We start from the raw sequence: 14865 nt of genomic DNA, 5'->3' as shown, positions 1-14865 counted from the left end.
CGAAAACCAAGCGAGAAGTGACGTGACTCAAGTACACGAGCCGAAAGTCGCCGACAAGAACACACCCTACTGGTGGGAAGCGGCATCCGTCATGCCGCTGCCGCCGCAGCCCCTGGTCAAGAAGGTCGATGTAGCGATCGTCGGCGCCGGCTATGCGGGACTTTCGGCCGGGCTAGTGCTGGCGCGCGCGGGTCGGTCCGTCGCGGCGTTCGATGCGATGAACCCCGGCGAAGGGGCATCGTCGCGCAATGGCGGAATTACCAGCGGCAGTATCCGGCTGGACTACGTCACCATCACCCGGCGCTTTGGCGAAGAGAAAGCCATGGCAATCGAGGCCGAGGGCAAGATCGCGCGCGAATTCCTTTACGATTTCATCAGCACCGAGAAGCTCGACTGCGACTTCAAGCTGGTCGGCCTTTTCAAAGGGGCTCTCGGATACGAGCAGTACGAGAAGATGGCCCGCGGCGCCGAGGCTTTGGCGAAGAAACTTGCGGTCGAATCTTACCCCGTTCCCCATGCGGAGCAGCGCAACTACATCGGCACCGACTTCTACCGCGGCGGCACTGTCCGGATGGACATCGGCGGACTGCACCCGGCGAAGTTCCACGCCGAACTCCTGCGGGTGGCGTTGGTTTCGGGACTGGTGGTGCATTCCAACACGCCCGTGACGTCGATTGAGAGGCATGGGTCGGGGTTCCGCGTCGCCACTTCGGCCGGAACGGTGCAGGCGCGGCAGGTTCTGGTCTGCACGGACGGCTATACGGACGGTGCCACCCCCTTCCTGCGCCGCCGCCTGGTGCCGGTCCGCAGCCGGATCATTGCCACCGAGGAACTCGCGCCTGAGATCATGGCCCGCCTGATGCCGAAGCTGATGATGATGGGCGAGGGCCGCGAGCTTGGCTTCTATTACCGCCCTTCGCCAGATGGCAGGCGCATTCTGCTGGGTGGCCGAGACAGCTCCCGTGTAGGTGATCCGGCAGCCCCGATACTCCGTCTGCGCAACGGGTTAGTCGAACTTTTCCCGGAGTTGGAGAATGTTCGCCTGTCGCACAGCTGGTTTGGCAACGTGGCGATGCACCGCGACATGCTGCCCCGCATCTTCGAGAAGGACGGCGTCGTCTACGCCACCGGCTTCTGCGGTTCGGGCGTGGTCTGGGCGCCATGGGTCGGCACGCGTGCGGCCCACAAGCTGATGGGACATGGTGAGCAGGCGCGCTCCTCGTTCGATTTCCGGCCGCCTGCGGCAATCCCGTTCTATCGCGGCAATCCCTGGTTCATGCCGGCCGTCATCAAGGGCTACGCCCTGCAGGACCGTATTGCCTGGTGGCGAGCCAGCCGCTGACGGCCAAAGGTGACGGCCTTTTGACCATTCGTCGCTGTGGCCCGGCTGGAGGCACCGCGGAGCTTGAGGGCGCTGGCGAAGCGCTATGGAATCAACCAGAAGACCGTCGCGAAGTTGCAGAGTCGGATCTGTGTCCTCGATCTACCGACTGGGCCGAAGAAGGGGCGGTCGACCGTGCCCGCGGTCGAGGAAGAGGCCGTCATCATCGCCTTTCGAAGCTATACGCTGCTGCCGCTGGATGACTGCCTCTATGCGTTGCAGCCGACGATCCCGCATCTGACACCCTCGTCATTGCACCGCTGCCTGCAGCGTCACGGCGTCAGCCGCTTGCCCGATGTCGAAGGCGACCGGCCGGCGAAGAAGAAATTCAAGAGCTATCCGATTGGCTACTTTCCATATCCACATCGCCGAGGTGAGACCCAAACAGGGCAAGCTGCGCAGGTTGGTCCCCATCGATCGTACCTCGAAGTTCGCCTTCATGGATTTGCATGAGAAGGCCACCACTGCCGTCTCCCGAGAGTTCCTGCTCCGGCTGATCGCGGCCGTTCCCTAAAAGGTCCACACCGTGCTCACCGACGATGGAATCAGTCCACCACACCCGATGCCGAAGGCTCGGCCGTGCCGCTGATCAAAGAGGCTATCGCCAACGGCGAACGCTTCTGGGCGCATGCCTTCGAATATGCCTGCGGCGCGAACGACATCGAGCACCCTACGACTAAGGCCACCAATGGACAGGTCGAGAGGATGAACCGCACGATCAAGGACGCCACGGTCAAACGTTTCTACTACGAGAGCCACGATCAGCTCGGGTAACACCTCGCCGACTTCGTTGCCGCTTACAACTTCGCTCGCAGGCTCAAGACCCTCAAGCGCGATCCGACGCACTCGCGAGCAGGTGCCGCCCTGCGCGGAACTGGCACTGGATCGGGCTTGAGCAGCTCGTGTCGATCAAGGGATCAAAAACCAGCACATCTGGCGAAGTCCTAGATGATTTCGGCACATTCTTTCGAGCGCACGATGCGATGAAGGGCTGATCGGAACTTTGCTTCCGCATTCTTGGCAGCCGAGGTTGATTGGAACATGTCGCCCCGAGTCGAACGCATTCACAGCGATGAGCGTCTCCCGGCCGAGGTCGACGTCCTCATTGTCGGCGGCGGCATCCTCGGCTCTACGGCCGCCTATTTCCTGGCGAAGCGTGGCATCTCTGTGGCTTTGCTCGAGAAGGGCCACGTCGCCTGTGAACAATCGAGCCGAAACTGGGGTTGGTGCCGCCAGCAGAACCGCGATCGGCGCGAACTGCCGCTCTCGGTGCTCTCCATGCGACTGTGGGACGAGCTGACACGCGATATCAATCGGGACCTTGGATTTCGACGCTGCGGTCTCGTCTATGCGACTCACGACGAGGCTGTGCTCGCCGGCTGGGAAAGGTGGCGCGAGATCGCCCGGGAGTACGACGTTGACACCCAGGTGCTGAGCCGGGCGGAAGTGGCCGAGCGCGTCCCCGAAGCGCGCGGCAAGTGGGTCGGCGGGACCTATTCGGAACGAGACGGCAAGGCCGAGCCTGCACTTGCTGCGCCGGCTATTGCCGAGGGGGCCAGGGCTCTGGGCGCGACGATCCACCAGGAATGCGCCGCACGGGCAATCGAGCTGGCCAATGGCAGGATTGCGGGCGTGCACACGGAGATGGGCTATATCAAGACCAGCGCCGTGCTGTGTGCCGCGGGCGCCTGGTCCTCGCGCTTCCTTCGGCCGCTCGGTGTCAGTTTCCCTCAGGCGAGTATCCGGCAGACCGCGCTGCGTTCCACCCCGACGATCAACATAGGCGAGGCGGTCTCCACACCTTACTGCACGATCACGCGCCGACTGGATGGCAGCTATACGCTTGCGATCAGCGGCAAGGCGAACCTCGAAATTACGCCGCAGGCTATCCGTTATAGCCGTGAATTCATGCCGCAGTTCTTGCGTCGCCTGAAGAACGTGAGACTTGGCGTCGGCCGATCGTTCGTTTCGGGGCCGGATTCAATGCAGGCCCTGCTGACCAGCGACGATCGAATCTTCGAACAGAATCGCGTGCTGGATCCTCCACCCTTGAAATGGCTGGTGAGCCAGGTGGTGGAGAGTGTGCGGAAAACCTTTCCCCAACTCGGCGAAATCGAGATTGATAGTGCCTGGGGCGGCTTCGTCGATTGCACGCCGGACGCAGTGCCTGTCGTATCGAATGTAGACGGGGTGGATGGCCTCGTCCTCGCGGCGGGTTGCTCGGGTCACGGCTTCGGTTTGGGCCCGGGGCTTGGCCATCTGGCCGCAGAGCTTGTCGCAAACGACACGCCTTGCATCGATCCCGCACCGTTCCGCCTGTCGCGACTGGTCGACGGATCGAAGCTGGATATTGCCGCTATCTGAAGGTCAGCCGGAAGTCAGGCCTGACGCGCACCAACCATCCACTCCTCGGCGCCGCGCCCAACGGAAATTCGCTTCTACGACCGTCACTTTACTGATCGTTGAAGCCGCATCGGCGGGTTTGGGCGTTGTCCTTAGTCCATGGTCCTCGCAACCGACGACATAGATAGAGAGCGGCTCATTGCACCCGTCGGCCTCGATCCCGACGGAAGCCACTACGGGCTCATATGGACAGGAGAAACTGAACTGTCTGGGAAAGCCCTCGATCTTGCTCGATGGCTGGAAGCAGAATGCAAGATTTCGTTTGGCTAAGCAGGTATGCAGTAGATGTCGGTCAAATCCCACGTGCGCTAGATAAACGGGGGGGACGCTTTAGCGCGAATCAGCGCCTCGGCCATGTAGAGATCCTGTAGGGATATGCCGGAACTGTCGAAGACGGTGATCTCCTCGTCGGAACGGCGTCCCGGCGCACGGCCTTCGATCACATCGCCGATTGGCGTCACGATGAGCGTGCCCGCTTCGACCGACTCGCGCACATGCTGGAACTCACCGATTTGAAGGGACTGGGAAGCCAGGTCGCAAAACAGGCTTGCCCTCGACAACAATTCGGTCGCCAATTCGCGCTTGCCCGGGGCATCCGAACCCATGCTCACGATATGAGTCCCGGGTTTCACCCACGTCGCATCGAACAGCGGTTGGCGCGAGGGTGTCGCCGTTACCACGATGTCGGCCGCGCGTACCGCTTCTTCGGCCGGTACGGCGCGTGCAGTCAGGCCGTGGTCCCCGATCCGGTCTACGAAAGCGTCGCGGCGTGGTGAGGGACTGGCCACGACCAACACGGTCTCGATGGGGCGGATGCGAGCAAGGGCTGTCACCTCGAAACCCGCCTGATTGCCTGCGCCGAAGATCGCCAGAACCTTGGCTTGTCGGCGCGCGAGAAGCTCCGCCGCAACCGCGTCGGCGGCGGCGGTCCTATAGGCATTGACCTTGCCCGCCTCGACCACCGCGCCGAGGCGTCCTGTGTCCTGGTCGAGCAGCACGATGGTGGAGTTGTGACGGGGAAGGCCACGTGCCGGATTGCGCGACCAGAAGGAGCCGATTTTCACGCCGGTAAGGTCATTCGACGAACCGGATTTGATTGAGAAGGTATTGGTCGCCTCCCGTGCGCGCCCGAGAACCGCGGGAAAGACCAGGCTCTGTTTCGAAGCGGCAGCAACGAGAGCTCTCCGCACGGCTTCGAAAGCCAGTTCATGGGTGACCAGGGCGGCTGACTCCTCTTCGCTGATGTAGATCATCCCGAATACCTCCTGAGCAACAAGCGGTTCATCGTTGGGGAGTGTTGCGACTGCGATTGCGAGGGCTTGGATCGCATTCATTGTGAACCGTATGGGCGCGACATGGATCGCCAAAACGGTCAAGCGAGGCGATACGAGGTGCGGGATATACCTCGCCCACTTTGCGTAGTTTGGTATGCTGTGGAATAGCTCAAAACGAATGATCCCGCTGATCTGAACGGGCAAAACAGCAGCGAAATCTGCTCACCGGACGCCACCTTGAGCTTCGATCTCTGGGTGAATTGAAAGCGTCTCGCAATGGCCGTTGGGCATGACACAGATATCGTCGACCTGACCGAGCTTACCGCGTTCGAGGCCCGCCATGTGCCCGGCGCGCTGAGGCTGTCGCAGGAGATGGGCTGGCCCTATCGCCGCGAGGACTGGGAGTTTGCCGCGACGGTGGGCGAGGGCCTTGTCTTGCAGCAGAAAGGCGAGGTTATTGGCTCGGCCATGTGGTGGAACTACGGGCAAGCCTATGCCACGGCCGGGATGATCATCGTCACCGCCTCCGCGCAAGGCGGTGGCTACGGCTCGCGGCTCTTCAATGGACTGCTTGAGTCGACGGACGGTCGCAACGTGCTGCTCAATTCCACCGAAGAGGGGCTCACGCTCTACAGACGGCGCGGTTTCACCGAGTGGGGCACCGTGCTTCAGCACCAGGGCCAACTAAACGTCCCCGTGCCTGCGAAGGCCTGCGCCGACATCAGGCCGGCGACGGTATCGGACCTGCCGGCACTCCGCGCTTTCGACGAACGGGCCACCGGAATGCCGCGCGGGCCGATGATCGCTGCGCTTGCCGATGTGGGCGACGTGGTGGTGATCGACCGCCGTGGACGGGTCACCGGTTACGCGATCGCCAGGAAGTTCGGGCGCGGCTACGTTGTCGGCCCAGTGGCCGCCGAAAGCGCCGAAGACGCGCAAGGCTTGATCCTAGACCAGCTTTCGAGGCTCCACGGCCAGTTCGTGCGCATCGACGTCTATGCCGAGCATGGGTCGGGCGACTGGCTGGAAAGCCTGGGCCTTGTCAGGGTCGGCGGAGCCACCGCCATGGTCAAGGGGCGGCGACCAATGCCCGACGGTGCGGCCTGCATGTACGCCCTGGCGAACCAGTCCTTCGGTTAGTGATGAGGAACATCGAGAACATGGAAACCAACGCGAAATCGCTGGAACCGGTCCAAAAGATCGATGGCCTTGTCACCCCGTCGCTGCTGCTGGATCGCGGGAAGCTCGAGCGCAACATAAACCGTCTCGCCGACCACGCCAGGAAGCTTGGCGTTGTGTTGCGCCCGCACATGAAGACGGCCAAGAGCATTGACGTCGCCCGACAGGTCTTCCCCACTGAACCCGGCCCGATCACGGTCTCGACCATCGCCGAGGCGGAATACTTCGCCAGCCACGGCTATCGCGACATGACCTATGCGGTCGGCCTGTCGCCGGCCTCGGCTCTGCGTGCCTCGGAACTCTGCCGCCGCACCGGCGTCGACCTAAAGCTGCTGCTTGATACCGTTGAACAGGCCGATGCCCTGGCCGATGTGCGCAAGGCCACCGGCGTTACTCCATCCGTGTTCATCGAACTGGATTGCGACGACCATCGCGGTGGACTGAAGCCGGACGATCCCAAGCTCATCGAGGTCGCCGACCGGGTGGTCGCGGCGGGCGCCCACCTCGTCGGCGTCCTCGCCCATGCGGGCGAGTCCTATGGTTTAAGCACGCCCGAAGCGCTGGTGGAGGCGGCAGAGAACGAGCGTTCGGCCACCGTGCGAGCCGCCGAAATTCTGCGCGCTCGAGGCCACGCGTGCCCGATCGTCAGCCTCGGCTCGACGCCCACCGCACACTTCGCCGAAAATCTCGATGGCGTCACCGAACTGCGCGCCGGTGTCTACATGTTCTTCGACCTTGTCCAGCACGGAGTCGGGGTCTGTGCCGTCGACGACATCGCGATTTCAGTGCTGGCCACGGTGGTCGGCGTCAAGCCGGAGAAGGACTGGGTGCTTGTTGACGCGGGGTGGATGGCGCTCTCGCGCGATCGCGGCACCGCGAGCCAGCGGGTAGATCAGGGTTACGGCCTGGTATGCGACGAGGCGGGTCGCGTGCTCGAAGACGTGATCGTGTCACAGGCCAGCCAGGAACACGGCATCCTGGCGATTCGCAGCGGCTCGGCCAAGAGCATGCCAGACCTTCGGGTCGGTGCCCGGCTGCGGATTCTGCCAAACCACGCCTGCGCGATGGCCGGCCAGCACGATTTCTACAGCGTCGTCAACGGAGGAAGTCCGGAGATCGACGCGCGGTGGGAGCGGATCCGCGGCTGGTAGAAGTTCCGATCTCCACGCTTTTCATGGCGTCGATGCAAGCTGACGCTCAGGTGGTGTAAAGATGAAACCGACCTCCTGCTACTGGCTGGACACATCTCAGCCGTTCGATCGCGGCTCGTCCAATCCCCTCGACGGCCGCTACGACGTGGCAGTGGTGGGTGGCGGCATGACCGGATCCTCCGCCGCGCTAGCCCTTGCCAAAAGGGCGCGCGGGTCGCCCTGCTTGAGGCCGATACAATCGGCAACGCTGCGTCCGGGCGCAATGGCGGCATGTGTAACAACGGGTTTGCCCAGAACCATGAGGTCATGGCCGGCAAGGATGCCGTCACCGCTCTTTACAAGGCTTTCGATGCCGGCGTCGACATGGTCGAGGTCATGGATGGGCGCCCCAATCTCAAACCCTGGAAGGATTTCGACTGGCCGGAGATCACCCGATATTTCGGGTGCCCCTGGTCCCTGCCGATCCTCGGCGCCTACTGTCGGATGAAGGACCTGGTGACATGACCACGCCCCTCGAGCACCTGTCTCGCAACGGCCGCCTCGGCACATTCTTCATCGACGGCGAATGGCTCGTGCCCAGGGGCACTGGCCATGCAGCCGTCACGAATCCGGCGACGGAAGAAGTGGTAACGCAATTTCCGCTCGGAAATGGCGAGGACGTGAACGCGGCCGTTTCCGCGGCCCGCCGGGCATTCGCCACCTGGAGCCGGACCGAGCCGGATTACCGCGCGAGCTTGCTCCATCGTCTGCAGGCCCTGCTCGAGGAGCGCCGTGAACTCATCGCACAATGTCTGACCCTCGAAATGGGCGCCGCCATCGGCTATGCGCGCACGGCGCAGGTTCCGCTGGCGATCGCCCATGTGAAGACCGCGCGCGATGTCCTGACAGCCTTCACCTTCGTCGAGCAGCGCGGCCACACCGCCGTCACCCGCGAACCGGTCGGTGTCTGCGCACTGATCACACCCTGGAACTGGCCGCTCTACCAGATCACCGCCAAGGTAGCGCCGGCGCTCGCCGCAGGCTGCACGATCGTCTTGAAGCCAAGCGAGCTTTCTCCCTTGAGCGCCCTTCTGTTCGCCGAGGCAATTGAGGAAGCCGGGTTCCCGGCCGGTGTGTTTAACTTGGTGAATGGCGACGGGCCAGGCGTGGGTACAGGGCTTGCCTCCCATCCGGATGTGGACATGATCTCCATCACCGGCTCGACCCGCGCGGGCATCGCAGTTGCGCAGGCGGCGGCGCCGACGGTGAAGCGCGTCGCGCAGGAACTCGGCGGCAAGTCGCCGAACGTGATCCTGCCCGACGCCGACCTCGATCGCGCCGTCTCTCTGGGCGTAGCCGCCGGCTTCCGCAATCTCGGCCAGTCGTGCAGCGCGCCGACGCGCATGATCGTGCCGCGGGCGCGGCTTGCCGAGATCGAGTTGATCGCCGAGCGCGCCGCGGACGAGATCGTCGTCGGCGATCCTCTCTTAGAGACCACCACCCATGGTGCAATCGCCAACCGTGCCCAGTTCGACCGTATCCAGACTATGATCGGCGTGGGGATTTCGGAATGCGCGAAGCTTCTCACCGGCGGAGAGGGTCGTCCAGGCGGCCTAAATGTCGGGCTCTACGTCAAGCCGACGATTTTTTCCGAGGTGCGAACGGGCATGCGTATTGCCCAGGAGGAAATCTTCGGCCCGGTGCTTTGCATCATCCCATACGAGACGGTGGAGGAGGCCGTCACCATTGCCAACGACAGCGTCTATGGCCTCGGGGCGCATGTGCAGGGCAGAGATATGGACCGCGCCAAGGACGTCGCTTCGCGGATCCGCGCCGGTCAGGTGCATCTCAACTATCCGGCCTGGGATCCCCACGCGCCGTTTGGCGGCGTCAAGCAATCAGGAAACGGACGCGAGTACGGTCTCGAGGGCATGTTGGAGTATCTCGAGGTCAAATCTATACTCGGTTATTTCTAGGCGACATCTTCGCAAGCGCAGAGGGCGCGCCAATGGCGCCATTTATACCAGTAGGCCGGGCCGGATCGCTAACCAGGTAATAGTGAAGACTGCGCGGTTCGCTGCGCCAGTCGCCGAGCTCTACGAAAGGCGGCAGCTCGGTTTCGGCAGGCTGACGTCGCTTGGGCCGAACAATATTGCGGCAAGACTCGGCATCCGGCAAGTGACGGCGATTTTTCGTCGTCAGAGCTGCGGCGCTGCCCTTTTTGACGCTTTAAAGTCAATGTCATAATCTCTTGACGAAGTTCCATAATCGCCTTCCGCGAGTTCAGTGGCATTCGGCGGCGCGGTATCCACGACAACATGAAGACCGCAATCGACAAGGCCGGCCGTGGCAAGGAGCGCGACGACCAGGTCCGCTTCAAGGCCATGGCCAGCCACTAACTCTTCGAGCCCGCGTTCTGCAATCCGGCATCGGGTTGGGAGAAGGGACAGGTCGAGAAGAGCGTCCAGGATGACCGCCACCGCCTTTGGCAATCCATCCTACGCGCCCCAGTCGTTGAGGCGGCCTTTCTCGTCTCCCGAAAGCGGCCCTTTCTGCTCCTCTGTCTTCTTCACCAAACCGAGGCCACGCTTCAGCTGGCAGGGCGAAAGAGGAAGCCCAGCGAAAGGGCGTGCTGGTTTTGCGGTCGACCGGAGGGCCTTCTGCTGAATGACTAAGCATTGCGGCACATTCTGCCAAACGCCTGCGGCTATGCTCGGCTGATAAGGCAGATTGACAGGAACCAGGGACATGGATCGCTTCCGGCCGAAATACGTGACTTTTGATTGCCACGGCACGCTCATCAATTTCCAAATGGCGGAAGCCGCCAGGGATCTGTTCGGTCATCTTGTGGATGGGCCGCGCATGGACGAATTCATCAGAAACTTCCAGGGCTACCGCCTCGATGAGGTGCTGCAGGACTGGAAGCCTTATGCAGATGTCGTTCACAACGCACTGGAACGCACCTGCCGCCGCAACAGCGTCGCATTCCGTGCCGAAGACGCCGAAACGATCTACAACCGCATCCCCACCTGGGGGCCGCATCCGGACGTACCCGAGGGATTGGCTAAACTGGCCAAGGAAATTCCGTTGGTCACCCTGACGAACTCCATGGTGGCCCAGATTCCGTCGAACGTGGCAAAGCTCGGTGCGCCCTTTCATGCCGTCTTGACCGCTGAACAGGCCGGTGCCTACAAGCCACATTTCAAGGCGTTCGAGTATATGTTCGACATGCTGGGATGCGGACCAGAAGACATAACGCATGTGTCCTCGTCTTTTCGCCACGACCTGATGTCCGCCTATGATCTGGGGATCAAGAGCAAGGTCTGGGTTAATCGCGGCCATGAGCCTGCCAACCCCTACTACGAGTACACGGAAATCCGAGATGTGACGCAGCTACCGGGCGTTTTCGGAATCTGAGGGCTGGTCCCCGCTGACAAGCAGGGTCAGCTCAGTGGCTCTATGACGGCAGGATGCGCCCATCTGTCTTACGCGGCAGCTTCAACCGAAGCCTATTTTCGCGCTGCCGCCGCAAGCCTAGCGATGCGGCCGGGCTCCTCCGAACCGGACATGTCGGCGGCACTACTGGCGTGGCAGGTAACTCATAATGATCCCAGCCCATTCAATATGATGGTGACTGGCCAGGAAATGGGTTTTATTGATTTCGGCGATGGCTGCTGGAGCCCCAGGAACCAGGACCTGGCGATCGCAGCAAGTCACGTCGTAGGGGATTCGACCCTTCCTTTGGGTGGAGCGGAACATCTTAGCGCCGACTCGCCTCGGTCACTACGCTTTCGGCACTGGAAGCAAAACTGCTCATCGGACTGATGCGGGCGCGACAAAGCGCGTTGATCCTGGTCAACTACTGGCGATCCCGCCTTTTTCCGGCCGATGCCCAATACATCAAAACGAATGTCGCGCGTGCCGAGCAAGGCCTTTCTATCCTGCGCCTCTCGCCCGCGCGCTTCACGACCGTTGCAATCGTTTGCGCTGATAGGGGGTAGCGTACCATCGTGTGATGCCAAGCCGGTGTGTGAGCAGATGCGGGCAACTTTAGCAAGTGGAACAATCCGACAGCCGGTGAGTTTCCAAGATGAAGGGCGATCTGTTTCGGAGGAAGATTAGGATGAAACGCGTCCTTGCCCAAAACGCTGTACGGCTGATGCTGGGCGGCGTAACTGCCTGCCTGCTCACCGTCGTCGAGATTCCCAACCCGGTTGCGCCATTGACGCTTGTGTCCGAGGCGAGGGCTGCCACCGATGTTTCCATTTCGATCAGCACATTCTACGACGACCTGTCTTCCCATGGTGATTGGGTCTCGTACCAGGGAGCGACCGTATTCGTCCCGGTTGATGTACGTGACGATTGGCGTCCGTATACCCTTGGACACTGGGTCTATACCGAGCAGTATGGTTGGCTCTGGGTGTCCGACGAGCCGTTCGGCTGGGCGACCTACCATTACGGCCGGTGGGGCTATGCCGACGACATCGGCTGGTACTGGGTTCCCGGCACTCGTTGGGCGCCAGCATGGGTGAGCTGGCGGCGTGAAAGAGAGCACATCATCTGGGCTCCGCTGCCGCCGCGCCGCGATCCGGATTTGATTTCAATCGAGGTGACCTTCGACACCACGCCGGATTTTTACTGGGTCGTGGTCCCCACTCGCGAATTCCTTGCTGAGGACATTTCTGTCGTCGTTATCCGTGACGAGCCGGAGTTTGTGCGCATTGTCGAGGCGGCCGAGCCGGCCGGCGACGTGACGATCCAGAACAACGTGGTGATCAACAAAGTCATTGATGTTGATGTGATCGAGAAGGAGACGAACCAGCAGGTGACTGTCGTCGAGGTCAGCGAGACCGAGACGCCCGATCAGGCCGGCAAATTGGAAAACGATACGGTCACGGTCTTTGAAGGTGAAGTGAAAGCCGATCCCGATGCCAAACCAGCTGAGCTCAAAGACATTGAGGAGGTGAAGCAGGTTCAGGCAGGCCGGAAATCGAAGCCGACCGAAGGTGCAGCAACGACCGAACAGGCGCCGGCGACCGACGAAGAGGTTAAGCCGGAAGAGACCGCCAAGCCTTAGAAGTCGACGACCGAGGAGCAACCCGCCGCCGAGCAGCAGCAGGCCGAGCCGGAAGAGACCGCCAAGCCTGAGAATCGGAAGGCCAAGGAGCAGCCCGCCGCCGAGCAGCAGCAGACCGAGCCGGAACAGGCGGCCAAGCCTGAGAAGCGGAAGGCCAAGGAGCAGCCCGCCGCCGAACAGCAGCAGACCGAGCCGGAACAGGCGGCCAAGCCTGAGAAGCGGAAGGCCAAGGAGCAGCCCGCCGCCGAGCAGCAGCAGGCCGAGCCGGAACAGGCTGCCAAGCCTGAGAAGCGGAAGGCCAAGGAGCAGCCCGCCGCCGAGCAGCAGGCTGAGCCGGAACAGGCGGCCGAGCCCAAGCCACAGAAGCAAGAAAACAAGGCGTGCGATCCGCAGACTGGGGCGAACTGCTAGGTGTGCGGGTACAGACTACGGCACCGCGGTCGTTCCACCGCGGTGCCCGCTGAACGACAACGCGCGCCAAAGCTGCCAACCCTCGCCATGCGGACGATCGCGTCCCGACCGGCTCGGTGCGCCGGCTGAACGGCAATCGGCGGCCGTCGGTACCCCGAACCTGTCTTCAAGAGGGTTGGTGGTAGTTCTCGCGAGGTCGACTTCTAGCGTTCACCTCAAGCACCCCGAAAGACCGCTATTGGGGCACTTGCCGACATCGCTCAGTTTCGAGGACCTGTGGTTTGCCTCGCTTGACAGAGCACTCTCGCGACCGCAAGGTCTCGTGATGCAGACGATTGGTTGGAATAGAATTGCGCGTGGTGCGGCCGTCGGGGCAATCCTGCTGATGACTGGCACAAATGTGCCTGGGTCGGCTCGTGCCGACGGCTCACTCCTTCTCACAAGCCCGTCTCAGCCAGCCAATGTCGGCGACGCGATGCTGGCGGCCGCCAGTTATCATGATTCCGGTGCATATGGTCGCGACCTTGCCGCCGTGGCGAAGCAGGCCGGCGATTGGGTCGTCAAGCGCGCAATGGAGGTGCCTCGCCCCGCACTGGTGCTCGATATCGACGAGACGGCTTTGGCCAACTGGGAAGTGATCACACGTGACAATTTCGGCCGCCCGATCGGCGGCGCCTGCGACATCGCAATCGACGGTCCCTGTGGCTGGGCCGCCTGGGACCAACTCGCGAAGGATCCGGCCATCGACCCCGTGCTGGAGGTCTTCCGGCAGGCGCTAACGGCGAAAGTCGCAGTATTCTTCATCACCGGACGCCCGGAGGACCAGCGTCAGGCGACCGAACAGAATCTGCAATCGGCGGGCTATGCCGGCTATGAGCAACTTTATATGGTCCAGCCGGGAACCAAATATGGTTCCGCCGCTGATTTCAAGGCACCTACAAGAGCCGAAATCGAAAAGGCTGGCTACACGATCATTGCCAATGTCGGTGACCAGCCATCCGACCTGTTCGGGGGACACGCCGAGAAGCTGTTCCTGCTGCCGAATCCGTTCTACAGGGTTCGCTGACGGCCTGTACTGCGCAAGCCGGGACGCTAGCTAGGCTCCTTGCCGTGCAACCATCTGCGCTGCCCAACGAAATGCACGCTAACCTTCGCAGCATCACTGGGGAAGATCCAGAATTGGCGCATTGTGCCGTTTCGGAAGGCAGCAGATAATCGGCGATTAGATCGGTAGGCGGCTGCATTATCTCTGGGGCCGTTCCAGGCCTGAACAGCACGGAGCTAATTCGCAGAATTTTGCCGTAGCAGACGTTCGGCGGATTGCCTGGCAAGGCAAATCATCGACTTCAAAGGGCAGGGCGCCGGCGATGCCTTCTCCAGCTTCAACCTGCCTTAGACGTTCTGGGTGACGCTATGGCCGAGACCGTAGTCGTCATCCGCCGCCTTGTAGCATCCGCTGGCTGAGTTCCGCCGCGTCCTGAAGCTCGGCGGGCGCAGGTGTTCATGGAACATGGCGGCGGAGAGACTCTGATCCCCGAGCACGCTGCAAAGGCATCTTGTCGGACTGACGGGCTGGCTCCCGGTGCCGCCATCTGACGCGCGAGCCAACGTGGCTGATCGCGGACGCCGGTTTCACTATCGAGCGCCAAGAAAGAAGGCGGTTTCCCGCGCGACTCCGGCAGCTCGGAATTCACACCGCGCGGGAGCGCTCCCCGGCGCTGAAACAAACGAAACACTTCGCGTTCGGCGCGGAAAAACGCCTGAAACAGGGATGGTTTAAATGCAATGGCAACCGCTGCATCCCGCGGCGCCAATCAATGGAGTGTTGCAATGTCGATAATGCGAGCAGCTTACCGCTCTTTCCGGGACTTCCGGGTTCACCGTATGGCGGAACGGACTCTGGCGGCAATGGACGATGCCTTCTTGAGGGACATCGGGATCAGCCGGTCCGAAATTGGTTTGGTGGTCCGCGGCTTGAATCGCGGCCAAGAAGACAAGGCGGGCTGAACC

12 protein-coding genes and 2 pseudogenes are annotated in these 14865 nt (G+C 62.0%); 13 read left to right on the top strand and 1 reads right to left on the bottom strand.

Translation table 11 applies throughout. The features are described 5' to 3' along the window. Window positions 1-91 precede the first annotated feature (91 nt). From AC0L25_RS04920 to AC0L25_RS04910, 3 genes and pseudogenes are all read left to right on the top strand, one after another. Window positions 92-1342, top strand: a complete 1251-nt coding sequence (locus tag AC0L25_RS04920; protein WP_473594446.1) for an NAD(P)/FAD-dependent oxidoreductase — start codon at window positions 92-94, stop codon at window positions 1340-1342. A 60-nt stretch (window positions 1343-1402) separates the two neighbouring features. Then, window positions 1403-2152 (top strand): annotated as a pseudogene (locus tag AC0L25_RS04915) (transposase family protein); the annotation flags it as partial. A gap of 270 nt (window positions 2153-2422) precedes the next feature. Then, window positions 2423-3745 carry an NAD(P)/FAD-dependent oxidoreductase gene (locus tag AC0L25_RS04910; protein WP_473594445.1) on the top strand — a complete coding sequence of 441 codons (1323 nt, stop codon included), beginning with the start codon at window positions 2423-2425 and terminating at the stop codon, window positions 3743-3745. Window positions 3746-4092: 347 nt separating this feature from the next. Here AC0L25_RS04910 and AC0L25_RS04905 read toward each other — a convergent pair whose 3' ends face one another. Next, window positions 4093-5037, bottom strand: a complete 945-nt coding sequence (locus AC0L25_RS04905; RefSeq protein WP_473594444.1) for an ornithine cyclodeaminase family protein — start codon at window positions 5035-5037, stop codon at window positions 4093-4095. Window positions 5038-5334: 297 nt separating this feature from the next. On the opposite strand from AC0L25_RS04905, the gene AC0L25_RS04900 reads away from it, so the two are divergent. The 10 genes and pseudogenes from AC0L25_RS04900 (at window position 5335) to AC0L25_RS04855 (ending at window position 14862) form a co-directional block, all read left to right on the top strand. Next, window positions 5335-6198 carry a GNAT family N-acetyltransferase gene (locus AC0L25_RS04900; RefSeq protein WP_473594443.1) on the top strand — a complete coding sequence of 288 codons (864 nt, stop codon included), beginning with the start codon at window positions 5335-5337 and terminating at the stop codon, window positions 6196-6198. A 20-nt stretch (window positions 6199-6218) separates the two neighbouring features. Further along, complete coding sequence (locus tag AC0L25_RS04895; protein WP_473594442.1) at window positions 6219-7388, top strand: alanine racemase; 1170 nt, start codon at window positions 6219-6221, stop codon at window positions 7386-7388. Window positions 7389-7658: 270 nt separating this feature from the next. Beyond that, complete coding sequence (locus tag AC0L25_RS04890) at window positions 7659-7892, top strand: hypothetical protein (RefSeq protein WP_473594441.1); 234 nt, start codon at window positions 7659-7661, stop codon at window positions 7890-7892. After that, entirely contained in the window at window positions 7889-9343 is a 1455-nt protein-coding gene (locus AC0L25_RS04885) for an aldehyde dehydrogenase family protein (protein WP_473594440.1), read from the top strand. The genes AC0L25_RS04890 and AC0L25_RS04885 overlap by 4 nt, the downstream gene beginning before the upstream one ends. 294 nt (window positions 9344-9637) lie before the next feature. Further along, window positions 9638-9886, top strand: a pseudogene (locus tag AC0L25_RS04880) (IS21 family transposase); the annotation flags it as partial. Between the two features lie 229 nt (window positions 9887-10115). After that, window positions 10116-10784: a haloacid dehalogenase type II gene (locus tag AC0L25_RS04875; RefSeq protein ID WP_473594439.1), complete on the top strand. Its 669-nt coding sequence runs from the start codon at window positions 10116-10118 to the stop codon at window positions 10782-10784. 42 nt (window positions 10785-10826) lie between these two features. Beyond that, the gene (locus AC0L25_RS04870; protein WP_473594438.1) at window positions 10827-11192 is read left to right on the top strand and encodes a phosphotransferase; all 366 of its coding nucleotides are present in this window, start codon (window positions 10827-10829) and stop codon (window positions 11190-11192) included. 298 nt (window positions 11193-11490) lie between these two features. Further along, window positions 11491-12444, top strand: coding sequence for a DUF6600 domain-containing protein (locus AC0L25_RS04865; protein ID WP_473594437.1), 954 nt, complete (start codon window positions 11491-11493; stop codon window positions 12442-12444). A 796-nt stretch (window positions 12445-13240) separates the two neighbouring features. Further along, on the top strand, window positions 13241-13921 hold the full coding sequence (locus tag AC0L25_RS04860) for an HAD family acid phosphatase (protein ID WP_473594436.1): 681 nt from the start codon (window positions 13241-13243) through the stop codon (window positions 13919-13921). 719 nt (window positions 13922-14640) lie between these two features. Continuing rightward, window positions 14641-14862, top strand: coding sequence for a DUF1127 domain-containing protein (locus tag AC0L25_RS04855; protein ID WP_473594435.1), 222 nt, complete (start codon window positions 14641-14643; stop codon window positions 14860-14862). The last annotated feature ends 3 nt before the right edge of the window (window positions 14863-14865 follow it).

The organism is Mesorhizobium sp. WSM4813 (assembly GCF_055811555.1).
The sequence above is the reverse complement of the archived record's forward strand: the minus strand, read 5'-3'. Positions and strand labels throughout refer to the sequence as shown.

Excerpts from the sequence above, each read along its gene's own strand:
- AC0L25_RS04920 (WP_473594446.1), top strand. The coding sequence starts at position 92 with ATGCCGCTGCCGCCGCAGCCCCTGGTCAAGAAGGTCGATGTAGCGATC.
- AC0L25_RS04910 (WP_473594445.1), top strand. The coding sequence starts at position 2,423 with ATGTCGCCCCGAGTCGAACGCATTCACAGCGATGAGCGTCTCCCGGCC.
- AC0L25_RS04905 (WP_473594444.1), bottom strand. The coding sequence starts at position 5,037 with ATGATCTACATCAGCGAAGAGGAGTCAGCCGCCCTGGTCACCCATGAA.
- AC0L25_RS04900 (WP_473594443.1), top strand. The coding sequence starts at position 5,335 with ATGGCCGTTGGGCATGACACAGATATCGTCGACCTGACCGAGCTTACC.
- AC0L25_RS04895 (WP_473594442.1), top strand. The coding sequence starts at position 6,219 with ATGGAAACCAACGCGAAATCGCTGGAACCGGTCCAAAAGATCGATGGC.
- AC0L25_RS04890 (WP_473594441.1), top strand. The coding sequence starts at position 7,659 with ATGTGTAACAACGGGTTTGCCCAGAACCATGAGGTCATGGCCGGCAAG.
- AC0L25_RS04885 (WP_473594440.1), top strand. The coding sequence starts at position 7,889 with ATGACCACGCCCCTCGAGCACCTGTCTCGCAACGGCCGCCTCGGCACA.
- AC0L25_RS04875 (WP_473594439.1), top strand. The coding sequence starts at position 10,116 with ATGGATCGCTTCCGGCCGAAATACGTGACTTTTGATTGCCACGGCACG.
- AC0L25_RS04870 (WP_473594438.1), top strand. The coding sequence starts at position 10,827 with ATGACGGCAGGATGCGCCCATCTGTCTTACGCGGCAGCTTCAACCGAA.
- AC0L25_RS04865 (WP_473594437.1), top strand. The coding sequence starts at position 11,491 with ATGAAACGCGTCCTTGCCCAAAACGCTGTACGGCTGATGCTGGGCGGC.
- AC0L25_RS04860 (WP_473594436.1), top strand. The coding sequence starts at position 13,241 with ATGACTGGCACAAATGTGCCTGGGTCGGCTCGTGCCGACGGCTCACTC.
- AC0L25_RS04855 (WP_473594435.1), top strand. The coding sequence starts at position 14,641 with ATGGCAACCGCTGCATCCCGCGGCGCCAATCAATGGAGTGTTGCAATG.